This window comes from Pseudomonas sp. YuFO20, from assembly GCF_035064975.1.
GTDB classification, from domain to species: Bacteria; Pseudomonadota; Gammaproteobacteria; order Pseudomonadales; family Pseudomonadaceae; genus Aquipseudomonas; species Aquipseudomonas putida_AE.
The window spans coordinates 244,303-269,186 of record NZ_JAXDEO010000001.1; the positions used below are offsets into that span (position 1 = coordinate 244,303).

At 61.4% G+C, this 24,884-nt stretch carries 24 protein-coding genes and 1 pseudogene; 11 read left to right on the forward strand and 14 right to left on the reverse strand.

Annotated features, from left to right (window positions below):
• Window positions 1-5: 5 nt before the first annotated feature.
• Both glyS and glyQ read right to left on the reverse strand, forming a co-directional pair.
• Window positions 6-2,060 (reverse strand): glycine--tRNA ligase subunit beta, encoded by a 2,055-nt coding sequence (glyS, locus tag SOP85_RS01170; protein ID WP_323625758.1) that lies wholly within the window; start codon window positions 2,058-2,060, stop codon window positions 6-8.
• The gene (gene glyQ, locus SOP85_RS01175; RefSeq protein ID WP_003213601.1) at window positions 2,057-3,010 is read right to left on the reverse strand and encodes a glycine--tRNA ligase subunit alpha; all 954 of its coding nucleotides are present in this window, start codon (window positions 3,008-3,010) and stop codon (window positions 2,057-2,059) included. The genes glyS and glyQ overlap by 4 nt, the downstream gene beginning before the upstream one ends.
• Before the next feature lie 81 nt (window positions 3,011-3,091).
• Between glyQ and tag the strand changes: the two genes are divergently transcribed.
• Together tag and SOP85_RS01185 are read left to right on the forward strand one after the other, a co-directional pair.
• Complete coding sequence (gene tag, locus SOP85_RS01180) at window positions 3,092-3,649, forward strand: DNA-3-methyladenine glycosylase I (protein ID WP_323625759.1); 558 nt, start codon at window positions 3,092-3,094, stop codon at window positions 3,647-3,649.
• A 40-nt stretch (window positions 3,650-3,689) separates the two neighbouring features.
• Complete coding sequence (locus SOP85_RS01185) at window positions 3,690-4,577, forward strand: lysophospholipid acyltransferase (RefSeq protein ID WP_274073789.1); 888 nt, start codon at window positions 3,690-3,692, stop codon at window positions 4,575-4,577.
• A 68-nt stretch (window positions 4,578-4,645) separates the two neighbouring features.
• Here SOP85_RS01185 and SOP85_RS01190 read toward each other — a convergent pair whose 3' ends face one another.
• The 5 genes from SOP85_RS01190 to def form a co-directional block, all read right to left on the reverse strand.
• Window positions 4,646-4,960 carry a tetratricopeptide repeat protein gene (locus SOP85_RS01190; protein ID WP_323625760.1) on the reverse strand — a complete coding sequence of 105 codons (315 nt, stop codon included), beginning with the start codon at window positions 4,958-4,960 and terminating at the stop codon, window positions 4,646-4,648.
• 160 nt (window positions 4,961-5,120) lie between these two features.
• Entirely contained in the window at window positions 5,121-6,494 is a 1,374-nt protein-coding gene (trkA, locus tag SOP85_RS01195; RefSeq protein WP_046818627.1) for a Trk system potassium transporter TrkA, read from the reverse strand.
• Between the two features lie 22 nt (window positions 6,495-6,516).
• Complete coding sequence (gene rsmB, locus SOP85_RS01200; RefSeq protein ID WP_323625761.1) at window positions 6,517-7,827, reverse strand: 16S rRNA (cytosine(967)-C(5))-methyltransferase RsmB; 1,311 nt, start codon at window positions 7,825-7,827, stop codon at window positions 6,517-6,519.
• Window positions 7,824-8,783: a methionyl-tRNA formyltransferase gene (fmt, locus tag SOP85_RS01205; protein ID WP_323625762.1), complete on the reverse strand. Its 960-nt coding sequence runs from the start codon at window positions 8,781-8,783 to the stop codon at window positions 7,824-7,826. The genes rsmB and fmt overlap by 4 nt, the downstream gene beginning before the upstream one ends.
• A 68-nt stretch (window positions 8,784-8,851) precedes the next feature.
• Window positions 8,852-9,358 carry a peptide deformylase gene (gene def / locus SOP85_RS01210; RefSeq protein ID WP_046818630.1) on the reverse strand — a complete coding sequence of 169 codons (507 nt, stop codon included), beginning with the start codon at window positions 9,356-9,358 and terminating at the stop codon, window positions 8,852-8,854.
• A 172-nt stretch (window positions 9,359-9,530) separates the two neighbouring features.
• Here def and SOP85_RS01215 point away from each other — a divergent pair, with 172 nt between their 5' ends.
• The 3 genes from SOP85_RS01215 to SOP85_RS01225 all read left to right on the forward strand — a co-directional run bounded on the left by SOP85_RS01215 (window position 9,531) and on the right by SOP85_RS01225 (window position 12,355).
• Window positions 9,531-10,556 (forward strand): LysM peptidoglycan-binding domain-containing protein, encoded by a 1,026-nt coding sequence (locus SOP85_RS01215; protein ID WP_323625763.1) that lies wholly within the window; start codon window positions 9,531-9,533, stop codon window positions 10,554-10,556.
• Between the two features lie 80 nt (window positions 10,557-10,636).
• The gene (dprA, locus tag SOP85_RS01220) at window positions 10,637-11,743 is read left to right on the forward strand and encodes a DNA-processing protein DprA (protein ID WP_323625764.1); all 1,107 of its coding nucleotides are present in this window, start codon (window positions 10,637-10,639) and stop codon (window positions 11,741-11,743) included.
• Window positions 11,744-11,797: 54 nt separating this feature from the next.
• Window positions 11,798-12,355 (forward strand): L-threonylcarbamoyladenylate synthase, encoded by a 558-nt coding sequence (locus tag SOP85_RS01225; protein ID WP_008064654.1) that lies wholly within the window; start codon window positions 11,798-11,800, stop codon window positions 12,353-12,355.
• 99 nt (window positions 12,356-12,454) lie between these two features.
• On the opposite strand, the gene SOP85_RS01230 is transcribed toward SOP85_RS01225, so the two are convergent.
• Window positions 12,455-13,432 (reverse strand): NADPH:quinone reductase, encoded by a 978-nt coding sequence (locus SOP85_RS01230; protein ID WP_323625765.1) that lies wholly within the window; start codon window positions 13,430-13,432, stop codon window positions 12,455-12,457.
• Window positions 13,433-13,595: 163 nt separating this feature from the next.
• On the opposite strand from SOP85_RS01230, the gene hemF reads away from it, so the two are divergent.
• Window positions 13,596-14,510 (forward strand): oxygen-dependent coproporphyrinogen oxidase, encoded by a 915-nt coding sequence (hemF, locus tag SOP85_RS01235; RefSeq protein WP_323625766.1) that lies wholly within the window; start codon window positions 13,596-13,598, stop codon window positions 14,508-14,510.
• Between the two features lie 12 nt (window positions 14,511-14,522).
• Entirely contained in the window at window positions 14,523-15,350 is an 828-nt protein-coding gene (gene aroE, locus SOP85_RS01240) for a shikimate dehydrogenase (protein ID WP_323625767.1), read from the forward strand.
• A 73-nt stretch (window positions 15,351-15,423) separates the two neighbouring features.
• Here the strand turns inward: aroE and SOP85_RS01245 are convergent, their stop codons facing one another.
• From SOP85_RS01245 to betC, 3 genes are all read right to left on the reverse strand, one after another.
• The gene (locus tag SOP85_RS01245) at window positions 15,424-16,992 is read right to left on the reverse strand and encodes a SulP family inorganic anion transporter (protein WP_323625768.1); all 1,569 of its coding nucleotides are present in this window, start codon (window positions 16,990-16,992) and stop codon (window positions 15,424-15,426) included.
• Window positions 16,993-17,133: 141 nt separating this feature from the next.
• Window positions 17,134-18,054, reverse strand: a complete 921-nt coding sequence (gene choX, locus SOP85_RS01250; protein ID WP_323625769.1) for a choline ABC transporter substrate-binding protein — start codon at window positions 18,052-18,054, stop codon at window positions 17,134-17,136.
• A 16-nt stretch (window positions 18,055-18,070) separates the two neighbouring features.
• A complete protein-coding gene (betC, locus tag SOP85_RS01255) occupies window positions 18,071-19,585 on the reverse strand; it encodes a choline-sulfatase (protein WP_323625770.1) in 1,515 nt (504 codons plus the stop codon).
• 114 nt (window positions 19,586-19,699) lie between these two features.
• On the opposite strand from betC, the gene SOP85_RS01260 reads away from it, so the two are divergent.
• Window positions 19,700-20,650, forward strand: a complete 951-nt coding sequence (locus SOP85_RS01260) for a choline sulfate utilization transcriptional regulator (protein WP_274073801.1) — start codon at window positions 19,700-19,702, stop codon at window positions 20,648-20,650.
• A 45-nt stretch (window positions 20,651-20,695) separates the two neighbouring features.
• On the opposite strand, the gene SOP85_RS01265 is transcribed toward SOP85_RS01260, so the two are convergent.
• Window positions 20,696-21,361 (reverse strand): NAD(P)-dependent oxidoreductase, encoded by a 666-nt coding sequence (locus SOP85_RS01265; RefSeq protein ID WP_323625771.1) that lies wholly within the window; start codon window positions 21,359-21,361, stop codon window positions 20,696-20,698.
• Between the two features lie 81 nt (window positions 21,362-21,442).
• Between SOP85_RS01265 and SOP85_RS01270 the strand changes: the two genes are divergently transcribed.
• A complete protein-coding gene (locus SOP85_RS01270) occupies window positions 21,443-21,769 on the forward strand; it encodes a DOPA 4,5-dioxygenase family protein (RefSeq protein WP_323625772.1) in 327 nt (108 codons plus the stop codon).
• On the opposite strand, the gene SOP85_RS01275 is transcribed toward SOP85_RS01270, so the two are convergent.
• A complete protein-coding gene (locus SOP85_RS01275; protein ID WP_323625773.1) occupies window positions 21,770-22,171 on the reverse strand; it encodes a GFA family protein in 402 nt (133 codons plus the stop codon).
• Window positions 22,172-22,571: 400 nt separating this feature from the next.
• Between SOP85_RS01275 and SOP85_RS01280 the strand changes: the two genes are divergently transcribed.
• Both SOP85_RS01280 and SOP85_RS01285 read left to right on the forward strand, forming a co-directional pair.
• The gene (locus SOP85_RS01280) at window positions 22,572-23,879 is read left to right on the forward strand and encodes a CitMHS family transporter (RefSeq protein WP_274073805.1); all 1,308 of its coding nucleotides are present in this window, start codon (window positions 22,572-22,574) and stop codon (window positions 23,877-23,879) included.
• 85 nt (window positions 23,880-23,964) lie between these two features.
• Window positions 23,965-24,732: a TerC family protein gene (locus tag SOP85_RS01285; RefSeq protein ID WP_274073806.1), complete on the forward strand. Its 768-nt coding sequence runs from the start codon at window positions 23,965-23,967 to the stop codon at window positions 24,730-24,732.
• 37 nt (window positions 24,733-24,769) lie between these two features.
• Here the strand turns inward: SOP85_RS01285 and SOP85_RS01290 are convergent.
• Window positions 24,770-24,884: pseudogene (locus tag SOP85_RS01290) on the reverse strand (IS110 family transposase); the annotation flags it as partial.

Here is a 24,884-nt window from a genome sequence, read left to right on the forward strand (position 1 = left end):
CAGTCTTACCCCAGCAGCGAAATGTCGGCGACGCCGAGGAACAGCCCACGCAGGCGCGCCAGCAGTGCATAACGGTTAGCGCGGACATTGGCATCTTCCGCGTTGACCATCACCGCTTCGAAGAACGCGTCGACCGGCTCGCGCAAGGCGGCCAGGCGTGCCAGCGATTCGCTGTACTGACGTGCCGCCGCCATAGGCTGGACAGCCTGGTCAGCCTGCTGGATCGCCGAGTACAGGGAGAACTCGTTGGCATTGTCGAAATACTTGGCTTCGACCACGGTCGGCACCGAGCCTTCGACCTTGCTCAGCAAGTTCGATACGCGCTTGTTCACCGCCGCCAGGGCTGCGGCTTCCGGCAATTTGCGGAAGGCCTGTACCGCTTGTACGCGCTGGTCGAAGTCCAGGGCCGAGCCCGGGTTCAGTGCGCGCACCGACAGGTAGGTCGCCACGTCGACGCCTTCATCCTCATAACGCGCACGCAGGCGGTCGAAGATGAATTCCAGCACGGCGTCGTTGAGGCCGGCAGCCTTGACCTTGGTACCGAACGCATTCACGGCGAAGGCCACGGCGTCGTTCAGGTCCAGATCCAGTTGTTTCTCGATCAGGATACGCAGCACACCCAACGCAGCACGGCGCAGTGCGTACGGGTCTTTGCTACCAGTCGGCAGCATGCCGATACCGAAGATCCCCACGAGGGTATCGAGCTTGTCGGCGATGGCCACGGCCGCACCGGTCAGGGTGGCTGGCAGTTCGGCACCGGCACCGCGCGGCATGTACTGCTCGTTCAGGGCCAGGGCGACGTCTTCCGGCTCGCCATCATTGAGGGCGTAGTAGTAGCCGGCGACACCTTGCATCTCCGGGAACTCGCCGACCATTTCGGTCGCCAGGTCGCACTTGGACAGCAAGCCTGCGCGAGCGGCCCACGAAGCGTTGCCGCCAATGCGCGCAGCGATGTAGGCGGCCAGCTTGGAAACGCGTTCGGCCTTGTCGTAGACACTGCCGAGTTTTTCCTGGAACACCACGTTTTGCAGGCGCTGGTTGAAGTCTTCGAGCTTCTGCTTCTTGTCTTGCTTGAAGAAGAACTCGGCGTCGGTCAGGCGTGGGCGAACCACTTTCTCGTTACCGGCGATGATCTGCTGCGGGTCTTTGCTTTCGATGTTGGCCACGGTAATGAAACGTGGCAGCAACTTGCCTTCGGCATCCAGCAGGCAGAAGTACTTCTGGTTGTCCTGCATGGTGGTGATCAGTGCTTCTTGCGGCACGTCGAGGAAACGTTCCTCGAACGAGCACACCAGCGGTACCGGCCACTCGACCAGCGCGGTCACTTCGTCGAGCAGGGCTGGCGGAACGATCGCCGTGCCTTCCTGGCGGGTGGCCAGCTCTTCGGTGCGCTTGCTGATGATGTCGCGACGCTCGTTGGCGTCGGCCAGCACGTAGGCGGCACGCAGGTCGGCCAGGTAGCTGGACGGCGAATCGATGCGCACGTTTTCCGGGTGATGGAAGCGGTGACCACGGGAATCGCGGCCGGACTTCTGGGCGAGGATGGTGCAGTCGATGACCTGGTCACCGAACAGCATCACCAGCCATTGGGTCGGACGCACGAACTCTTCCTTGCGCGCACCCCAACGCATGCGTTTCGGGATCGGCAGGTCGTTCAGCGAATCTTCGACGATGGTCGGCAGCAGGCTCGCGGTCGGCTTGCCGGCGATGCTCTGGCTGTAGCGCAGTTTCGGACCGCTCTGATCGATTTCGCTCAGGTCGACGCCGCACTTCTTGGCAAAGCCCAGCGCCGCTTGGGTCGGGTTGCCTTCAGCATCGAACGCGGCCTGACGTGGGGGGCCATCGAGGTTGATGCTGCGATCCGGCTGCTGGGTGGCCAGCGACGTGATCAGCACCGCCAGACGGCGCGGCGCGGCATAAACGGTTTTGGTCTCGTAGTTCAGGCCGGCAGCTTGCAGGCCCTTGTCGATACCGGCAAGAAACGCCTCGGCCAGGGTGTTCAGGGCCTTGGGTGGCAGTTCTTCAGTGCCCAGTTCAACCAGAAAATCCAGAGCACTCATTGTGCAGCCTCCAGCTTGGCCAGTACTTCGTCACGCAGGTCCGGGGTCGCCATCGGGAAGCCCAGCTTGGCGCGAGCCAGCAGGTAGGCTTGCGCAACGGAACGCGCCAGGGTGCGCACACGCAGGATGTATTGCTGACGCGCGGTTACGGAAATCGCCCGGCGCGCATCCAGCAGGTTGAAGGTATGGGACGCCTTCAACACCATTTCGTAGCTCGGCAACGGCAGCGGCTGGTCGAGTTCGATCAGGCGCTTGGCTTCGCTTTCGTAGAAATCGAACAGTTCGAACAGCTTCTCGACGTTGGCGTGTTCGAAGTTGTAGGTCGACTGCTCCACTTCGTTCTGGTGGAACACGTCGCCGTAGGTCACTTTGCCGAACGGACCGTCAGCCCAGACCAGGTCGTAGACCGAGTCCACGCCTTGCAGGTACATGGCCAGGCGCTCGAGGCCGTAAGTGATCTCGCCGGTCACCGGGTAGCACTCGATGCCGCCCGCTTGCTGGAAGTAGGTGAACTGGGTCACTTCCATGCCGTTGAGCCAGACTTCCCAGCCCAGACCCCAGGCGCCGAGGGTCGGCGATTCCCAGTTGTCTTCGACGAAGCGGATGTCGTGGACCAACGGGTCCAGGCCGACATGCTTGAGGGAGCCCAGGTACAGCTCCTGGAAGTTGTCCGGATTTGGCTTGAGCACCACCTGGAACTGGTAGTAGTGCTGCAGACGGTTCGGGTTTTCGCCGTAGCGGCCGTCAGTCGGGCGACGACTTGGCTGCACATAAGCGGCGTTCCAGGTTTCCGGGCCAATGGCGCGCAGGAATGTTGCAGTGTGGAAAGTGCCGGCGCCTACTTCCATATCGTAGGGCTGAAGTACCACACAACCTTGCTCGGCCCAGTATTGCTGGAGGGCGAGGATCAAGTCTTGGAAGGTACGCACGGCTGGCGTAGGCTGGCTCACGAAATTCACCTGTTTCTTGGGCTGCGATTTAAAGAGCGGGAGTATACCCGATTCGTTGCTGCGCACGCCCCCTGGAGCCTTATGCCACGCTGCTTTTGGTGTTCCGAAGATCCGCTGTACATGGCTTATCACGATCAGGAGTGGGGCACGCCGCTACGCGATGCGCAGGGACTGTTCGAGTTGCTTTTGCTCGAAGGGTTCCAGGCCGGCCTTTCCTGGATCACTGTGCTGCGCAAACGCGAGCACTATCGCCAGGTGCTGTACGGCTTCGACGTGCAGCGCGTGGCGCAGATGAGCGACACGGAAATCGATGAATTGATGCTCGACCCGGGCATCATCCGTAATCGCCTCAAGCTCAACGCGGCCCGGCGCAATGCACAGGCCTGGATGGCGCTGGAGGACCCGGTGGGGTTTCTCTGGTCCTTTGTCGGCGGTGTGCCGAAGATCAATCATTTCAAGGACCGCTCCGACGTGCCGGCCATCACGCCCGAGGCGGTGGAGATGAGCAAGGGCTTGAAAAAAGCCGGTTTCACCTTCGTTGGCCCGACCATTTGCTACGCGCTGATGCAGGCCTCGGGCATGGTCATGGACCACACTCGGGATTGCGATCGCTACGCGCTGCTGGCGAACGGCGGTTAGAATAGCCGCCTCGCGCACAGCACAAGATCAGGAGTGACCTGTGGATAAGTTGAAAGGCGCCTTGCTGGTAGGCGCTCTGCGGCTGTTTGCCCTGCTCCCGTGGCGGGCCGTTCAGGCCGTAGGCTCGGCGATAGGCTGGGTCATGTGGAAAACCCCGAACCGTTCCCGCGATGTGGTCCGGATCAATCTGTCCAAGTGTTTTCCCGACATGGACCCCGCCGAGCGTGAGCGCCTGGTGGGCCAGAGCCTCAAAGACATCGGCAAGTCCCTGACCGAAAGCGCCTGTGCCTGGATCTGGCCGGCCCAGCGTTCCATCGACCTGGTCCGCGAAGTGGAAGGCCTCGATGTATTGAAGGACGCCCTCGCCTCCGGCAAAGGCGTGGTCGGCATCACCAGTCACCTGGGCAACTGGGAAGTGCTCAATCACTTTTATTGCAGCCAGTGCAAACCGATCATTTTCTATCGCCCGCCGAAATTGAAGGCGGTGGATGAATTGTTGCAAAAGCAACGGGTGCAACTGGGCAACAAGGTGGCCGCTTCCACCAAGGAAGGCATACTCAGCGTCATCAAGGAAGTGCGCAAAGGTGGTGCGGTGGGTATTCCCGCCGACCCGGAACCGGCCGAATCCGCCGGGATCTTCGTGCCGTTTTTCGCCACCCAGGCGCTGACCAGCAAGTTCGTGCCCAACATGCTCGCCGGCGGCAAGGCGGTCGGCGTGTTCCTGCATGCCCTGCGGCTGCCGGACGGTTCAGGCTACAAAGTAATCCTGGAAGCCGCGCCCGAAGAGATGTACAGCACCGATACCGCCACCTCCTGCGCTGCCATGAGCAAGGTCGTCGAGCGTTACGTGGGGGCGTATCCGAGCCAGTACATGTGGAGCATGAAGCGCTTCAAGAAGCGTCCACCGGGCGAAGAGCGCTGGTATTGAGTTGATTGGCATGATCTGTGGATAACTGTGAACTGTATGCCGAAGGCATTGGCTTGCGTTATCTCTGATCAGGGCGCCTGACGGTCGAGCTTTTTCAGAAACACCGTCATCTCCTTCTCGGCTTGCTTGTCGCCATGGGCAATGGCGGCCTCGATGCCTTGCTCCCAGGCCTGCCGTGCGGCTGCAAAGTCGGTCAGGGCCAGATGGGCCTTGCCGAGTAATTTCCAGGCCGCCGAATATTTCGGATCGAATTCGACGCAGCGCTGGAAATGCTCCGCCGCCTTGGCGTTCTCCCCCAGATCCAGATAACCCTTGCCCAGGCCGAAGCGCAGCAGCGAGTTATCCACACCCTTGGCGAGCATTTTTTCCAGGGATTCGAGCATGGTGGATTCCTTATCTTGGGGGTGTCAGGCGTTCATCCGGATTAGTGAGGCCGCCTTCGCGAGCAAGCCCGCTCCCACATCGGTTTTGTGTTCACCAAAGATCAAATGTGGGAGCGGGCTTGCTCGCGAAGAGGCCCTTGCTGGCAGCAAAAAACTCGGATCAGAAGAAGCTCAGCCCTACGTGGAACAGTTTCTCCACATCGCGAATATGCTTTTTATCCACAAGGAACAGGATCACATGGTCGCCCGCTGCGATCACGGTGTCATCGTGCGCGATAATGACCTCTTCATCGCGAATAATGGCGCCAATCGTTGTACCCGGCGGCAAGCCTATGTTCTCGATGGCCTTGCCGATCACCTTGCTCGATTTCGCATCGCCATGGGCAATGGCCTCGATGGCTTCCGCCGCGCCGCGGCGCAGTGAGTGCACGCTGACGATATCGCCGCGACGGACATGAGCCAGCAAGGTGCCGATGGTCGCCAGTTGCGGGCTGATGGCGATATCGATGTCACCGCCCTGGATCAGGTCGACGTAGGCCGGGTTGTTGATGATGGTCATCACCTTCTTCGCCCCCAGGCGCTTGGCCAGCAGCGAGGACATGATGTTGGCCTCGTCATCGTTGGTCAGGGCCAGGAAGATGTCCGCGTCGGCGATGTTCTCTTCCAGCAGCAGGTCACGGTCCGAGGCGCTGCCCTGCAACACCACGGTGCTATCGAGGGTGTCCGAAAGATGACGGCAGCGCGCCGGGTTCATCTCGATGATCTTCACCTGGTAACGGCTTTCGATGGCCTCGGCCAGACGCTCGCCGATCTGCCCGCCACCGGCGATGACGATGCGCTTGTAGGTCTCGTCGAGACGGCGCATTTCGCTCATGACCGCCCGAATGTTCGCCCGTGCGGCAATGAAAAACACTTCGTCGTCCGCTTCGATCACCGTATCGCCCTGGGGCAGGATCGGCCGGTCGCGACGGAAAATCGCCGCCACGCGGGTTTCGACGTTGGGCATGTGCTCGCGCAGCTGGCGCAGTTGCTGCCCCACCAGCGGCCCGCCGTAGTAGGCCCGCACCGCAACCAATTGCGCCTTGCCTTCGGCGAAGTCGATCACCTGCAGGGCGCCCGGATGCTGGATCAGGCGCTTGATGTAGTTGGTGACTACCTGCTCGGGGCTGATCAGCACATCCACCGGGATGGCTTCGTTGTCGAACAGTTCGGTGCGGGTCAGGTACGCCGCTTCACGGACGCGGGCGATCTTGGTCGGCGTGTGGAACAGGGTGTGGGCAACCTGGCAGGCCACCATGTTGGTTTCATCGCTGCTGGTCACGGCGACCAGCATGTCGGCGTCGTCGGCGCCAGCCTGGCGCAGGATGCTCGGCAGCGAACCGCGCCCTTGCACCGTGCGGATGTCCAGCCGGTCACCGAGGTCACGCAGGCGTTCGCCGTCGGTGTCGACCACGGTGATGTCATTCGCTTCGCTTGCCAGGTGCTCCGCCAGCGAACCGCCGACCTGCCCTGCTCCGAGGATGATGATTTTCATCCAGTCACTCCGTTGAATCCGTTTAACCGCGTGCGGCGGCGATCTTGATCAGCTTGGCGTAGTAGAACCCGTCGTGGCCGCCTTCCTGGGCCAGCAGTTGCCGCCCATGGGGTTGCTTGATCCCGGCCGTCGTGGCCAGGTCCAGTTCGCGGGCGCCCGGTGTGCGAGCGAGGAAGGCCTCGATCACTTCGGTGTTTTCGGTCGGCAGCGTGGAACAGGTGGCGTAGAGGAGGATGCCGCCCACTTCCAGGGTATGCCACATGGCGTCGAGCAGCTCGCCTTGCAGCACTGCGAGCGCGACGATGTCATCGGGCTGGCGCGTCAGCTTGATGTCCGGGTGACGACGAATGACGCCGGTGGCCGAGCACGGGGCATCGAGGAGGATGCGCTGGAAAGGCTTGCCGTCCCACCAGGTGGCGGTGTCGCGGCCGTCGGCGGCGATCAGTTCGGCGCTCAGTTTCAGGCGTTCGAGGTTCTCGCGGACCCGTACCAGGCGCTTGGCTTCGAGGTCCACGGCGACGACGCCGGCCAGTTTCGGTTCGGCTTCGAGGATATGGCAGGTCTTGCCGCCCGGGGCGCAGCACGCATCGAGCACGCGCTGGCCCGGCGCCAGGTCGAGCAAGTCGGCGGCCAGTTGGGCCGCTTCGTCTTGCACGCTGATCCAGCCTTCGGCGAAGCCTGGCAGGCTGCGCACGTCGGCGGCTGCCTCGAGGATGATGCCGTCGCGGCTGTAGACGCAGGCACTGGCGGCAATGCCTGCTTCACTCAGCAGCCCGAGGTAGACGTCACGGCTGTGATGGCGGCGGTTGACCCGCAGGATCATCGGCGGGTGCGCATTGTTCGCCGTGCAAATGGCTTCCCACTGCTCGGGCCAGAAGGCCTTGAGCGACTTTTGCAGCCAGCGCGGGTGAGCGGTACGCACCACCGGGTCGTGTTCCAGCTCGGCCAGCAGGGTTTCGCTTTCCCGCTGCGCGCGGCGCAGCACGGCATTGAGCAAGGCCTTGGCCCAGGGCTTTTTCAGCTTGTCGGCGCAACCCACGGTTTCGCCGATCGCGGCGTGTGGCGGGACGCGGGTGTAGAGCAGTTGGTACAGACCGACCAGCAACAGTGCCTCGACGTCGGCGTCGGCCGCCTTGAACGGCTTCTGCAGCAGCTTGGCCGCCAGCGCCGACAAACGCGGCTGCCAGCGAGCGGTGCCGAACGCCAGGTCCTGGGTGAAGCCGCGGTCACGGTCTTCGACCTTGTCCAGTTGCGTCGGCAGTGAACTGTTGAGCGAGGCTTTTCCGTTCAGGACAGCGGCGAGTGCCTTGGCGGCGGCCAGACGCGGGTTCATTGAGCGTCCACCGCTTGACCGAGGACGGTACCGATGGCGAATTTCTCACGACGGCTGTTGAACAGGTCGCTGAAGTTCAGCGCCTTGCCACCGGGCAATTGCAGGCGGGTCAGGCACAGGGCCTGCTCACCGCAGGCGACGATCAGCCCGTCCTTGCTGGCGCCGAGGATTTCACCTGGTGCGCCCTGCCCTTCGGCCAGGTTTGCCGCCAGCACCTTCAACGCTTCGCCGTTGAGTGTGCTGTGGGTGATCGGCCAAGGGTTGAAAGCGCGAACCAGACGCTCCAGCTCAACCGCTGGACGCGTCCAGTCGATGCGCGCCTCGTCCTTGTTCAACTTGTGTGCGTAGGTGGCCAGGCTGTCGTCCTGCGTTTCACCTTCGAGCGTACCGGCGGCGAGGCCGGCAATCGCCTGGACCACGGCAGGCGGACCCATTTCGGCCAGGCGGTCGTGCAGACTGCCGCCGGTGTCCTGGGCGCTGATCGGGGTGATGACCTTGAGCAGCATCGGGCCGGTGTCGAGGCCGGCTTCCATGCGCATCACGGTCACGCCGCTTTCGCTGTCACCGGCTTCGACGGCGCGCTGGATCGGCGCCGCACCGCGCCAGCGAGGCAACAAGGACGCGTGGCTGTTGATGCAGCCCAGGCGCGGAATATCCAGCACCACTTGCGGCAGGATCAGGCCGTAGGCAACCACCACCATCAAGTCCGGCTTCAGCGCGGCCAATTCGGCCTGGGCGTCTGCGTTACGCAAGGTCGGCGGTTGCAACACCGTGATGTTATTTTCAAGGGCAAGCTGCTTGACCGGGCTCGGCATCAGCTTTTGCCCGCGGCCCGCCGGACGATCCGGCTGGGTGTAGACCGCAACGATCTCGTAAGGGCTGTCGAGCAGGGCCTTGAGGTGTTCGGCGGCGAATTCCGGGGTGCCGGCAAAGACAATGCGCAGTGGCTCAGTCATGAAAGCTCTCGATTACAAAGCATCTTGAAAAGAAAAAGGCTTGCCGCGGCAAGCCTTTGAAGAGGGCATCAAGCGTTCTGGCGGTGAAGCTTTTCCAGTTTCTTCTTGATGCGATCGCGTTTGAGCGTGGACAGGTAGTCGACGAACAATTTGCCGTTCAGGTGGTCGCATTCGTGCTGGATGCAAACGGCTAGCAGGCCTTCGGCGATCAGTTCGTAAGGCTGGCCGTCGCGGTCCAGGGCCTTGACCTTGACCTTCTGCGGGCGATCGACGTTTTCGTAGAAACCCGGCACCGAGAGGCAGCCTTCCTGGTATTGCTCCATCTCGTCGGTCAGGGACTCGAACTCGGGGTTGATGAACACCCGGGGTTCGCTGCGGTCTTCGGAGAGGTCCATCACGACGATACGTTTGTGCACGTTGACCTGGGTCGCGGCGAGGCCGATGCCTGGCGCCTCATACATTGTTTCAAACATATCATCGACCAGCTGACGCACTTCGTCGTCCACTACGGTCACTGTCTTGGCGATCGTACGCAGGCGCGGGTCAGGGAATTCGAGGATGTTTAAAATGGCCATAAGCTTTGATGACTGCACATGTGAAGTAAGGTCGGGTCGATGGCCTGGCCGATCCGAAGATGCAGGCTACCGGTGTAAAACGTAGCTCCCTTCTCTTCATAAGCAAGCCGGGAGCGAGCCACCGAGGGCTCTGGCGTTTCACGCGAACTCACATAATAAAGGGATTCATCGCATGAGGAAATCACTACTCGCCCTGCTACTCCTGGCCTCGGCAGGTTTTGCGCACGGGCAAGTGCAACTCAGGGAGGGTTTTCCACAGCAATACACCGTGGCAACGGGCGACACACTCTGGGACATCTCGGGCAAATATCTTCGTGAGCCATGGCAGTGGCCGCAACTCTGGCAGGCCAATCCCCAGGTTGAAAATCCAGATCTCATCTACCCCGGTGACAGCCTGTCGCTGGTCTACGTCAACGGCCAGCCGCGCCTGACCCTCGATCGCGGCGCCTCGCGGGGGACCATCAAGCTTTCGCCACGGGTGCGCAGCAGTCCGGTGGCCGACGCCATCCCGAGCATCCCGCTGAAATCGATCAACAGCTTCTTGCTGAGCAACCGCATCGTCGACAAGGCCGAGGATTTCGACCAGGCGCCTTATATCGTTGCCGGTGATGCCGAGCGCGTACTCAGTGGCACCGGCGACCGTATCTTCGCCCGCGGCCACTTTGACCCGGCTCAGCCGGTGTATGGCATCTTCCGCCAGGGCAAGGTCTACAGCGATCCGCAGAGCCACGAGTTCCTCGGGATCAACGCCGATGACATTGGCGGCGGCGAGATCATCGCCACCGAGGGCGACGTCACGACTCTGGCGCTGCAACGCACCACCCAGGAGGTGCGTCTCGGCGACCGCCTGTTCAGCGGCGAAGAACGCTCGATCAATTCGACCTTCATGCCCAGCGCCCCAGAGACCCAGGTCAACGGCCTGATCATCGATGTGCCACGCGGGGTCACGCAGATCGGTGCGCTGGACGTGGTCACCCTGAACAAGGGGCAACGCGACGGCCTGGCCGAAGGCAATGTGCTGGCGGTGATGAAAACCGGGGAAACCGTGCGCGACCGGATCACCGGCCAACCAGTGAAAATTCCCGATGAGCGCGCCGGCCTGCTGATGGTTTTCCGCACTTACGACAAGCTCAGCTATGGGCTGGTGCTCCATGCGTCACGTTCATTGGCAGTGCTGGACAAGGTGCAAAATCCTTAGCTGACTTCACAAATTACCAACAGAGTTATCCACAGCTTATTCCCGTTTCGACGGGGGCTCATAACGATCAAGGATGATCCATGTCGATACCCGCTGTTACACCGGTTTCCCCTGCGGAACTGGAGGCGCGTCTGCGTCTGCACCGTCTACCGGAACTTGGCCCGGCGCGATTCAGGAAATTGCTGGAAGCCTTCGGTTCGGCGTCCAAAGCCATCAGCGCACCGGCCAGTGCCTGGCGAGCGCTGGGCTTGCCGCAGGTGTGTTGCGAGGCCCGGCGCGCCCCGGAAGTTCGTGACGGCGCCAGCCATGCATTGGCCTGGCTAGAGCGTCAGGGCCAGCATTTACTGATGTGGGACCAGCCTGACTACCCGGCATTGCTGGCGCAGATCAGCGACGCGCCGCCGTTGCTGTTCGTGGCCGGCGATCCGCAGATCCTGGAAAAACCGCAGCTGGCGATGGTCGGCAGTCGTCGTGCTTCACGGCCCGGCATGGACACCGCCACCGCGTTTTCCCGCAGCCTGGCTGGTGCCGGGTTCGTCATCACCAGCGGTCTGGCTCTGGGGATCGATGCCGCCGCGCATCAGGCGGCACTGGACGTTGGCGGGCGAACGGTCGGGGTACTTGGCACGGGTCTTGAAAACTTTTATCCACAGCGCAACCGGCGCCTGGCGGACGCCATGATCGCGTCGGGTAGCGCGGTGCTTTCGGAGTTTCCGCTGGACACCGCGCCCAGCGCCGGCAACTTCCCCCGACGCAACCGGATCATCAGCGGTCTGTCCCTGGGCGTGCTGGTGGTCGAAGCCAGCGTTGCCAGCGGTTCATTGATCACGGCCCGGCTGGCGGCGGAACAGGGGCGCGAGGTGTATGCGATTCCCGGGTCGATTCATCATCCCGGCGCCCGCGGATGCCATCAGCTGATCCGCGACGGCGCCGTGCTGGTGGAAACCATCGAGCATATCCTTGAAGGCTTGCGGGGCTGGCAGCAGCTGCCTTTTTCAACGCAAACACCCGCGGCCACATCGAGCCATCCGCTGCTGACCCTGCTCCACGCCGCCCCTCACACCAGTGAAGCGCTGGCCGATGCCAGCGGTTGGACCTTGCCCAAGGTCCTGGCGACGTTGACGGAGCTGGAAATGGACGGCCGTGCTGTCTGTGAAAACGGACGCTGGTTTGCGCGGGTGAGCTAGGTTTTACGAGGAAGAACGGTAAACTGCGCAGAGCCTTAATCTGGAGAGTTTTTCATGGTCAACAGTTGGCGTGTGCAGCAAGCCGCACGAGCAATTCGCGCAGGGGCGGTGATTGCCTACCCAACCGAAGCAGTCTGGGGTCTGGGTTGCGACCCGTGGGATGAAGAGGCAGTGGATCGGTTGCTGCTGATCAAGGGGCGCTCGGTTGATAAGGGCCTGATCCTGGTCGCCGACAATATCCGCCAGTTCGACTTCCTCTTCGAAGACTTCCCCGAACTGTGGATGGACCGCATGGCCAGTACCTGGCCGGGGCCGAACACCTGGCTGGTGCCCCATCAGAACATGTTGCCGGAGTGGATTACCGGTGTGCATGAAACGGTGGCGTTGCGGGTCAGCGATCATCCTCAGGTGCGGGATTTGTGCGCGTTGGTCGGGCCGCTGGTGTCGACGTCCGCCAACCCCCAGGGCCGGCCGGCGGCGCGTACGCGGATTCGCGTCGAGCAGTATTTCCGGGGTCAGGTTGACCTGGTGTTGGGCGGGAACCTGGGTGGGCGCAAGAATCCGAGTGTTATTCGGGATCTGGCGACCGGGCATGTTGTGCGCCCCGATTAAGACCGCGTTATCGTTCTTCGCGAGCAAGCCCGCTCCCACATTGGATTTTGTGAATGACACAGAACCAATGTGGGAGCGGGCTTGCTCGCGAAGGCGTCCTCAAGGCAACAGAATGACCGACCCAGTCGTACGCCGCGCCGACAACTCGGTCTGCGCCTTCGCTGCATCAGCCAGTGGAAAACGCTGGCTGATGTCCACCGTCAGCTTGCCGCTGATGATCATCTCGAACAACTCATCGGCCATGCGCTGCAGGTTCTCGGCATTGTTGGCGTAGGTCGCCAGCGTCGGCCGGGTGACGTACAACGAGCCTTTGCCCGCCAGAATCCCCAGGTTCACCCCGTCCACAGCCCCGGATGCATTACCGAAGCTCACCACCAGCCCACGGGGCGCCGCGCTATCGAGGGAAGTCAGCCAGGTATCCTTGCCGACGCCGTCGTACACAACCGGCACCTTCTTGCCGTCAGTCAGTTCCAGTACCCGTTGCGCGACGTTTTCATGGCTGTAGTCGATGGTCGCCCAGGCACCATTGGCCTTGGCCAGCGCGGCTTTCTCTGGCGAACTCACCGTGCCGATCAACTTCACGCCCAAGGCCTTGGCCCATTGGCAGGCCAGGGAGCCGACACCCCCCGCAGCGGCGTGGAACAGGATGGTTTCGCCACCCTTGAGTTCATAGGTCTGGCGCAGCAGGTACTGCACGGTCAGGCCCTTGAGCATCACTCCGGCAGCCTGTTCGAAAGTGATGGCGTCCGGCAGGCGCACCAGGTTGGCTTCGGGCAACACGTGAACTTCGCTGTAAGCGCCCAACGGGCCGCTGCCATAAGCCACGCGATCGCCGACCTTGAACCGGGTCACTTCGCTGCCGACCGCGTCGACCACGCCCGCGCCTTCCGAACCCAGACCCGATGGCAGGGCCGGTGGCGGGTAGAGGCCGCTGCGGTAATAGGTGTCGATGAAGTTCAGGCCGATGGCCTTGTTGGTCACGCGGACCTGCTGCGGGCCGGGCTCGGCGGGTTGGTAGTCCACATACTCAAGTACTTCCGGGCCGCCATGGGTACGGAACTGGATACGCTTTGCCATCTGCACTCTCCTGAGATCGTTTTACCAAGTGCGCTATCTGGCGCCGAAGCGTGATCTTCGTCAACTGCGACGAGCGCATCGGCGGTGTTATGCTACGCGCCCATTTGCGCAGGCTCGGCTCCGCTGGAGCGCCGCGTAGCTTTGCCCGATCCAAGGTGATGCCATGACTACCCGCACCGAGGCCGTAAAAGCCTACCTGCTCGATCTGCAAGACCGTATTTGCACTGCCCTGGAGGCCGAAGACGGCGGCACGCGCTTCGTCGAAGATGCCTGGACCCGGCCCGCCGGCGGTGGCGGGCGCACGCGGGTGGTCGAAAATGGCACGGTCATCGAAAAGGGCGGCGTCAACTTTTCCCACGTCTTCGGCAGCGGTTTGCCGCCGTCGGCCAGCGCGCATCGGCCGGAACTGGCCGGGCGTGGCTTCGAGGCCCTGGGCGTGTCGCTGGTGATCCACCCGCACAACCCGCATGTACCGACTTCCCACGCCAACGTGCGATTCTTCATCGCCGAAAAAGAAGGTGAAGAGCCGGTCTGGTGGTTTGGCGGCGGTTTCGACCTGACGCCGTACTACGGTAACGAAGAAGATTGCGTGCACTGGCACCGCGTCGCCGAGCAGGCCTGCGCGCCGTTCGGTGCGGATGTCTACCCGCGTTACAAGGCCTGGTGCGACAGCTATTTCCACATCAAGCATCGGCACGAGCCCCGGGGTATCGGCGGCCTGTTTTTCGACGACCTGAACGAGTGGGACTTCGACACCAGCTTCGCGTTCATGCGGGCCATCGGTGATGCGTTCATCGAGGCATACCTGCCGATCGTGCAACGCCGCAAGAACGCTGCCTACACCGCCAAACAGCGGGAATTCCAGGAGTTCCGCCGTGGGCGCTACGTCGAGTTCAACCTGGTTTATGACCGTGGCACCTTGTTCGGCCTGCAATCGGGTGGCCGTACCGAATCGATCCTCATGTCGCTGCCGCCGCAGGTACGCTGGGGTTACGACTGGAAAGCCGAGCCTGGGAGCGAAGAAGCGCGCCTGACCGAGTACTTCCTGCAAGACCGCGATTGGTTGGCCCAGGCCTGAAGAGGAATGTTGATGGACCGTTATGTCGTTTTCGGTAACCCGATTGGCCACAGCAAATCGCCGCTGATTCATCGCCTGTTCGCCGAGCAGACCGCGCAGAAACTCGACTACAGCACCTCGCTGGCGCCCCTCGACGACTTCTCCGGCTGCGCCCGGGCATTTTTCCTTGAAGGTCGGGGTGCGAATGTGACGGTGCCGTTCAAGGAAGATGCCTTTCGCCTCGCGGACAGCCTGACGGCGCGGGCGCAACGAGCCGGTGCGGTGAACACGCTGAGCAAGCTGGCCGACGGCACCTTGCTGGGCGACAACACCGATGGCGCCGGGCTGGTGCGGGATTTGACGGTCAACGCCGGGTTCAGCCTCAAGGGCAAGCGCATCCTGCTGCTGGGTGCCGGTGGCGCGGTGCGCGGTGCGCTGGAGCCGTTGCTGGCCGAGCAGCCGGCGTCGGTGATCATCGCCAATCGCACGGTGGATAAGGCCGAATTACTGGCGGAATTGTTCTGCGATCTGGGCCCGGTAGCGGCCAGTGGTTATGACTGGCTGCAGGAGTCGGTGGACCTGATCATCAACGCCACATCCGCGAGCCTCACGGGCGATGTGCCGCCGATTGCGCCAAGCCTGATCGAGCCGGGCAAAACGGTTTGCTACGACATGATGTACGGCAAGGAGCCGACTTCGTTCTGCCGTTGGGCCAGCGAACACGGCGCGGCGGTGTCGATGGATGGGCTGGGGATGCTGGCCGAGCAGGCGGCGGAAGCGTTCTTCCTGTGGCGCGGGGTGCGCCCGGATACGGTACCGGTGTTGGCGGAGCTTCGTCGGCAATTGACACAGTCCCTGTAGGAGCGGGCTTGCCCGCGAAGCTTTTGGCGTACTTAAGGACGCCTTCGCTGGCAAGCCAGCTCCTACAAGGATTTCAATCCTCAAAGCGTATAGGGCATTTTTCTGCCCCTTCCAGCTTCCTCAATTCATCCACCACCTGCGGCCTGGCCCGGCGCAGGGTCAGGCTGCGGTCCTGGCGCAATAGCCGCCGCGCTTCCTGATGCAGCATCTCCACCCCTGAATAGTCGATGAAATTGATCTGCTGCGCCTCGATCACCACGCGTGCGCCGTGCATGCGTTGCAGGCGAACTTGCAGGTAATGGCTGGCGCCGAAAAAGATCGAGCCGCCGACCCGCAGAATGTCTTCATCGCCGTCGCGTAAATGCTGCACCCGTGGTTGTGAGGTGCGCTTGAGGTAAAAGAACAGCGACGCCAACACCCCGGCATAGATCGCCGTCTGCAGTTCCAACAGCAGCGTGGCGATGCAGGTCAGGCTCATGACCATGAACTCGGCGCGGCTGACCCGCAGCAACGCACGAATACCCCGATGATCCACCAGGCCCCAGGCGATCAGCAAAATGCTGCCGGCCATGGCCGGGATTGGAATGTGGGCGATCAGGTTCGCGCCAAAAATCGCAAACAGCGCCACCCACAAGGCCGAAAAAATCCCCGCCAGTGGCGAACAGGCACCCGCTTCGTAGCTCAGCCCCGAACGGGTGAACGAGCCGGCCGAGAGCGATCCGGAAAAAAACGCACCGACGATATTGGACAGGCCTTGGGCGCGAACTTCCTGGTTGGCGTCGAGGAGTTGCTGCGAACGTGCAGATATCGAGCGGGCAATCGACAAACTGGTGACCAGCCCGAGCATACCGACCGCCACGGCACTGGGCAGCAGGCGCAGGATCAGATCGAGGTCAAGCGGCAGTGGGCTCAAGGGCGGCAGCTGGCCAGTGAAGGCGCTGACCAGTCGCACATGCCCGAACATCGATGGCCAGAGCCAGACCAGCAGGGCTGCCAGCACCAGGGTTATCAACAGGGTCGGCCAGCGCGGCAGGCACAGCTTGAGAATCACGCCGACCACGACAGTAGCCAAGCCGAGCATGAGCGAGGGTTTATCCACTTCACCCAGGTGTTTGAACAAGGAGATGAAACTGTCCAGGGCGGTGGCCTGGCTGGGCAGGTCCAGGCCCAGCAGGTTGGGCAACTGGCCGACGGCAATCACCACCGCCGCGCCGAGGGTGAAGCCAAGCACCACTGAATGAGAGACGAAATTGACCAGCGCACCAAAGCGCAGCAATCCCAGCAGCCACTGGAAAATCCCGGCCAGGAAGGTCAGTAACAGGATCAGGGTGACGTAGTCTTGCGTCGCCGGCACGGCCAGTGGACTGACGCTGGCGTACAGGACGATGGAGATGGCCGCCGTAGGACCGCAGATCAGATGCCACGACGAGCCCCACAGGCAAGCAATCAACACCGGGATGATCGCCGCATACAGGCCGTACTCCGGTGGAAGGCCGGCAATCAGTGCGTAGGCGATGGATTGCGGCAACGCGAGAATCGCGCCACTGAGGCCGACGACCAGGTCACGACCGACGCTGGCGCGGGTTTGCCGGGGTAACCATGAAAGGAATGGGAAGAGTGAATGGCGGCTGGGAAGGGCCATGGGTCCTCTCGGGTTGGGTTTTGCATAAGGGTATCAGCACCACGCATTGTGGGAGCGGGCTTGCTCGCGAATGCGGTGGATCAGGCAACTTCAATGTCGACTGATCTACCGCATTCGCGAGCAAGCCCGCTCCCACATGGATTAGAGCTTGGCTTTCACGGCCGGCAACGCATCCTTGCCATCCACGGTCTTCACGCCATCGAGCCACTTGTCCAGCACGGCCGGATTGGCCTTGATCCACGCCTTGGCCGCATCGGCATTGCTGACTTTCTTGTTCACCACTTCGGCCATGATGCTGTTCTCCATCTCCTGGGTGAAGCTCAGATTGGTGAGCAGCTTGCCGATGTTCGGGCAGGCCTGTGCATAACCTTTGCGGGTCAGGGTGTGGACGCTGCCGGTGTCACCGAAATATTTCTCGCCGCCTTTCAGGTAATGCATTTTCAACTGCACATTCATCGGGTGCGGCGTCCAGCCGAGGAAGGTTACGAACTTCTGCTTCTTCACCGCCCGAGACACTTCGGCCAGCATGGCTTGCTCGCTGGATTCGACCAGTTTCCACTTACCCATGTCGAAATCATTTTTCTTGATGATCTCTTGCAGCGAGATGTTGGCCGGTGCGCCAGAGCCGATGCCATAGATCTTGTGGTCGAACTTGTCGGCGTACTTGTTCAGGTCGGCAAAGTTATGCACACCCGCGTCCCACACGTAATCCGGGACAGCGAGGGTGAACTCGGTGCCGTCGAGATTCTTCGCCAGTTGCGTGACGTCACCGGTGGCGACGAACTTGTCGTAGAAGCCCTGCTGCGCCGGCATCCAGTTGCCGAGGAAAACATCCACCTGGCCGTCCTTGAGCCCGCCAAAGGTGATCGGCACGGCGAGGGTATCGACCTTGGCCTTGTAGCCCATGCCGTCCAGCAGAAACCCGGTGATGGCGTTGGTCGCGGCGATGTCGCTCCAGCCCGGGTCGGCCATCTTCACCGTCTCGCAACTCTGATCGGCATAGACCGACGCACTGCCCAGGGCCAGGAACCCGACCGTCAGTACTGTGGATAACCTTTGCATGGACTTCCCCTTGAGATTATTGATTTTGGCAGGGTTGTGGATAACGTGCTTTGCGCTCCAGATCGTCGAGGTCGATGTGGTTGCGCATGTATTGCTGACTGGCGTCCACCAGCGGCTGGTGATCCCAGCTCTTCAGCTTGCCAATGGTCAGGGCATCAGCAACGAAACGCCGGCGCCGCTGGCTCGCGAGCACCTGTTGGTGGATCGCCGGAATATTCCATTTGGCCCTCGCTTCGGTGAGAAAATCGTCGAACAGCTGGCGATGTTGCGGCGAATGGCTGAGTTCTTCCAGCTCGCGTGGGTCATTGTGTACATCGAAGAGTAGGCAAGGGTCGTCTTCGCTGTAGATGAATTTGTAGGCGCCACGGCGAATCATCATCAGCGGGCTGATGGTGCCTTCGGCCATGTATTCGCCGAACACTTCGTCATGACCGCCCTGCCCTTGCAGGTGCGGCACCAGCGAGCGACCATCCAAAGGCAAGCCCGGTTCCAGAGAGCCGCCGGCCAGTTCTACGAAGGTCGGCAACAGGTCGGCGGTTGACACCGAAGCGCTGACCCTGCCGGAACCGAATTGCCCTGGTGCACTTATCAACAGCGGTACACGAGCTGCCATCTCGTACCAGTGCATTTTGTACCAGAGTCCACGCTCGCCGAGCATGTCGCCATGATCCCCGGAGAACACGATGATGGTGTCATCGATCAGACCCGTATCCTCAAGAGTTTGCAGGAGTTTGCCGACGTTGCTGTCGATATAGCTACAGGCGCCGAAGTAGGCACGGCGCGCGTCACGGATTTTATCCACAGGCAGCGGCTTGTCCCACAGGTCATAGACCTTGAGCAATCGCTGGGCGTGCGGATCGAGTCCGGCTTGGTCCGGTGTAACCGGCAGCGGGATGTCGGCGTCGTCGTACAGGTCCCAGAACGCCTTGGGAATGGTGTACGGGTCGTGCGGGTGGGTCATCGAAACCGTCAGGCAAAACGGCTGGTCGCCATCTTCGCGGATGTGGTCGAACAGGTACTGCTGGGCCTTGAACACCACCTCTTCGTCGAAATCCAGTTGATTGGTGCGCACGCAGGGGCCCGCCTGCAGCACCGACGACATGTTGTGGTACCAGCTCGGACGCACGTCAGGTTCATCCCAGTTCACCGCCCAGCCATAGTCGGCGGGGTAGATATCGCTGGTCAGGCGCTCTTCATAGCCGTGCAACTGGTCCGGACCACAGAAATGCATCTTGCCCGACAGCGCGGTGCGGTATCCGAGGCGGCGCAGGTAGTGGGCATAAGTCGGCACATCGGCAGGAAAATCCGCCGCATTGTCATAAGCGCCGATCTTGCTCGGCAGCTGGCCGCTGACCAGGGTAAAGCGCGAAGGCGCGCAAAGCGGGCTATTGCAGTAGGCGCTGTCGAACACCACGCCGCCGGCGGCGAGGCGGCTCAGATTAGGCAGCTTGATGGGCGATGGGCCGTAGAGGGGCAACATTGGCGCGGCCATTTGATCGGCCATGATGAAAAGAATGTTCTTGCGCTTCATGTGTTCGCGGCATTCCATAGTGGATGTTTATGCGAGAGTGCTGGGATCGAGGATGTAACCCCCACACTTTGCGGTAAAGCCCATGGCCGGCAATGACTAGGATAAGCACAGCTTATGTATGACGCACTTGGTGACCTCTCTCTGGATTTACTTCGTGCTTTCGAGTCGGCGGCCCGTCAGCGCAGCTTCACGGCGGCGGCGGTCGAGCTGGGCACCACACAGCCGGCGATCAGCCAACAGATCAAGCGCTTGGAGGAGCAACTGGCGACTCGACTGTTCGACCGAATCTATCGAGGTATCGAACTGACCGAGGCCGGGGTAATCCTTTTTGAGCAGGTTCAGCTGGGTTTGCAGAATATCGACGCAGGATTGGCGGCAATCAGCGCGCAACACCAGCACGAGGTGCTGCAGGTCGCCACCGATTTCGCCTTCGCCGCCTACTGGTTGATGCCCCGGTTGCACCGCTTTCATGCGGCCAATCCACAGGTCGACGTCAGCCTGGTGACCAGTGAGCGCAGCCACAACATGCTGCGCAGCGATATCGATGTAGCGGTGCTGTTCGGCGATGGTCGTTTCAAGCAGGGCGAGAGCCATTGGCTGTTCAGCGAGGAAGTGTTCCCGGTGTGCAGCCCGCAGTTGTTGAATGATCGTGCCCTGCCCCTGCCCGCCCAGTCGTTGCTGGAGTTTCCGCTCCTGCACCTGCGTGGCGAAAACAGCAGTCACTGGTTTGACTGGAGCGGTGTCTTTCGCGAGCTGGGCATCACCTCGGCCCCGGCCCCCGGCCAGTTGCGTTTCGACAATTACACCTTGCTGATTCAGGCCGCCATTGGCGGACAGGGCGTGGCCATTGGCTGGCGGCACCTTGTGGATAACTTGCTGGCCCAAGGTTTGTTGTGTCGGCCGATTGCCGAAACGGTGATTTCCAGGCTGGGTTATTACGTGGTGTTGCCACAGCGCAAGCGACGTGGGGCGCTGATTCAACAGTTCGTTGATTGGCTGATGGCTGAGCAGGCCAGCAGTGCGCAATCGTTGACGGGAATGTCGTTTCCTTCGATTGCGGTTTGAAGATCAAAAGATCGCAGCCTGCGGCAGCTCCTACAGGGACATGCTTTACGGCTCAGAAGTCGCGATGAAATTGACGTGCTCGCCGATATGCAGGTTTAGATGCAGCTCATCAGCGATCCCCACCGCCGTGCGGGCCAGGCGTGCGAGCGGTTCGGCCAGCCCCGGCTCAAGACTGCTGCTGACCTGGCTGAAGTGCTCAATGGTCAGCCCCGGCACTCCGCGCGGGGCATTCACCATCGTCCAGTGCAAGGCACTGCTTTGTAGCGCTTCGCGGATTTCCTCGGCGGCGTGCAGTTCCAATCCGTCCTCGAACTCCGGATCGTCCAGAATCTCGAAATCACCCACCAGAAACAACCGCGCAATGCCCGCCGCCTGCATGCCATCGATCAATGCATCCACCGCCAGCACTTGCTCGACCGGGCCGGGCACGATGGTTTTTTCCACATGCTCACTGTTGAACGGCAATCCTGGTGCGTCTAATAAACAGACGACCGCCGAACTGCCGGCCACACTTTGCTTCACTCGCTCAGCATCGAACAGGTCGCCGGTTTTGGTACGCAAACCCGGTCGCGGCGCCAGGGCCGTCAGATCATCGAGAATGGCGATCACTTCATGCTGACGCCGCAGCATTTCAGCCATCAGCGCACTGCCCAGGCTACTCATGGCACCATAAAGCACCACTTTCACCACCGGGGTTTCGGCATTTTTCATGGCTGGCTCCGTTGTTGCGGGGTATATGGCGTGTGACCTGCCGGAAACGGTGAGGGTTCGACTCGGTTTGGAGGGATTCAGATGCAACGGATCAAGGGCTATCACGCCCATGTATATTTCGACGCCAGCACCATCGACCAGGCGCGGGCCCTGTGTGAGCGAGCCGCACAGTTATTCCCGCTGCAGATGGGCCGCGTACATGAGCGCCCGGTCGGCCCGCACCCGGACTGGAGTTGCCAGCTGGCGTTCGGCCCCGAGCTGATCGGCGATGTGCTGCCGTGGCTGGCGCTCAACCGCAAGGGGCTGGTGGTATTCCTGCATCCTGACACCGGCAACGACTTGCTGGATCACCGCGATCACGCGATCTGGATGGGCGCGGTTCGGCCGTTGGACCTGTCTATTTTCTGATCAGAGCGTTTCTTCGGCTTCGCCCGGCAGATGCTCATCCAGGTGCAGCCACGGCAGGCGGCTGTCGGTCCAGATGTGCCGTTCGGCCGGGGCCTGTTCCGGGTGGTCGAGGGTGGCAATGGTCACGTCGATGCTGTCCGGGCTCAGGTGAGTCACCAATGCCAGTTGTGCCCCGCAGTTGCTGCAGAAATAGCGCGTGCAGGTGGGTGAAGAGTCGTATCGCGCCGGTGTCCCGGCCAGCCATTGAAAGGCTGAAGCCGGGACGGTGATCCATGTCGTCACGATCCCGCCGCTGACTCGCCGGCAGATCGAGCAATGGCAGTGGGCGATATCGTGCAATGGCCCGCTGAATTGATAGCGCAGTTGTCCACAATGGCAACCGCCGGGGTGGAATTCGACCATGCTGTTCCTCCTGATGCGTCTTGACTGACGCCTTCGCGAGCAAGCCCGCTCCCACACTGGATCTATGTCGTACACAAAACCACTGTGGGAGCGGGCTTGCTCGCGAACGCCTCAATCCGGTCCGACGACCGGTTGCACATCCGGTCAATGCTTTCATCGGCGAAAGCTGGCTGAAAGCTTCCCCGATTAGGATCGCCCTCACTGCCGGCAACAGACCGGTTGGCTACAGCGAATGTTCGATTGTTCGCCCGGCCCATTTAACAACAACAATGGTGACCCTGATGTCCTCTTCTATCCGCCGCTTCGCTGCAACTCCGCCCGTACGTCTCGTGCTTCCCGTTCTGCGCTGATCCCGTCCGATCCGCTCATTCCCTAGCCGCGCTACGCCTGGAGTATTCCCATGCTGACTTTCCTTGGCTTCGCCATGGTCATCACGTTCATGTTCCTGATCATGACCAAGCGCCTGTCCGCGTTGATCGCCCTGATCATCATCCCGATCGTTTTCGCCCTGTTCGGCGGTTTCGGCCCGAAAATCGGCCCGATGATGCTCGAAGGCATTACCAAGCTCGCGCCGACCGGCGTGATGCTGATGTTCGCGATCCTGTACTTCGCCCTGATGATCGACTCCGGCCTGTTCGACCCGGCCGTGCGCAAGATCCTCAAGATGGTCAAGGGCGACCCGTTGAAAGTGTCGGTCGGTACCGCGGTACTGGCGCTCGTGGTTTCCCTCGACGGTGACGGCGCGACCACGTACATGATCTGCGTGGCCGCCATGCTGCCGCTCTACAGCCGCATCGGCATGAGCCCGCGGATCATGGCGGGCTTGATCATCCTCGCCGGTGGCGTGATGAACATGACCCCCTGGGGTGGCCCGACCGCCCGTGCGGCCAGTGCGCTGCATGTCGACCCGTCCGACATCTTCGTGCCGATGGTTCCAGCGATGGCGGCCGGTGTCCTGGCCATCCTCGCCATTGCCTACTTCTACGGCAAGCGTGAACGTGCGCGCCTGGGTGAATTGCACCTGGTGGGCGACGAGATCGACCACAGCGAGATCACCGTTTCGCAGTTCCCGGATGCCCGTCGTCCGAACCTGATCTGGTTCAACGGCGCCCTGACCCTGGCCCTGATGTGCACCCTGATCGCCGGCCTGCTGCCGCTGCCGGTGCTGTTCATGGTGGCGTTCAGTATCGCCATGATCGTCAACTACCCTTGCCTGCAACAGCAAAAAGATCGCGTCGCGGCCCACGCCGGTAGCGTGCTGGCGGTGGTCGGGCTAATCTTTGCCGCGGGCATCTTCACCGGTATCCTGTCGGGCACCGGCATGGTCGATGCCATGTCGAAGAGCCTGCTGTCGGTGATTCCGGATTTCCTCGGCCCGTACCTGGCAGTGATCACGGCGTTGGTGAGCATGCCGTTCACCTTCTTCATGTCCAATGATGCGTTTTATTATGGCGTGTTGCCGGTACTGGCCGAAGCCGCCAGCCATTACGGGATTACCGCAGTGGAAATGGCACGTGCCTCGATCGTCGGTCAGCCCGTCCACTTGTTGAGCCCGCTGGTACCATCGACCTACCTGTTGGTGGCCCTGGCTGGTATCGACTTCGGTGATCACCAGCGCTTCACCCTGAAGTGGGCAGTGCTGGTGTGCATGTGCATACTGGTTGCCGCATTGCTGATGGGGATTTTTCCGCTGTTCAGCACTCTATAAGCCCAAGACTCACCATTTCGGGTCCAGGCTTCGCGGTTTGAAGTCGGGGCCCTTTTTGGTTTAACAATCGCTCAAAGGAATACACATGGAATGGCTGACCAACCCTGAAATCTGGGTTGCCTTCTTTACCCTGACCGCCCTGGAAATCGTCCTGGGTATCGATAACATCATCATGATTTCGATCCTGGTCAGCCGCATGCCCAAGCACATGCAGCAGCGCACCCGGATTTTCGGCCTGGCGCTGGCCATGGTCACGCGGATCCTGTTGCTGTTGTCCATCACCTGGGTCATGCGCCTCACTGCCGACCTGTTCGAAGTGTTCGGCCAGGGTATCTCCGGGCGTGACCTGATCCTGTTCTTCGGTGGCCTGTTCCTGCTGTGGAAGAGCTCGCAAGAGATGTACCACGCGCTGGAAGGTGAAGACGAAACCGACGACGAGCCAAACCTCAAGGGTGGCAACTTCCTCTACACCATCATCCAGATCGCGATCATCGACATCGTGTTCTCCCTGGACTCGGTGATCACTGCAGTCGGCATGGTGTCCCACGTACCGGTCATGGTCGCGGCAATCGTCGTGGCGGTACTGGTGATGATGCTGGCCTCGGGCACTATCAGCGCGTTCATCGACAAGCACCCTTCGCTGAAGATGCTGGCGCTGTCCTTCCTGTTGATCGTCGGTATGGTGCTGATTGCCGAATCCCTGGACGTGCATGTACCAAAAGGCTACGTCTACTTCGCCATGGCGTTCTCGCTGGCGGTGGAAGCGATCAACATCAAGATGCGCACCGCGATTGCGAAAAAGAAGAAGCGGCAGGATCCAGTGAAACTGCGCAAGGACATTCCGGGGCAGTAACCCGTAAGCGGTATGTACGCAAAACCTGTGGGAGATTCTATGTTTGGGGGGAAGCCCCCAAGACTGGATTTGGCTGATACTCGCTCTGGTTCTTCATCAGGGCGAACGCCACTCGTGCCAGCTTTCGAGCCAGGATGACCAGCACTTGAGTC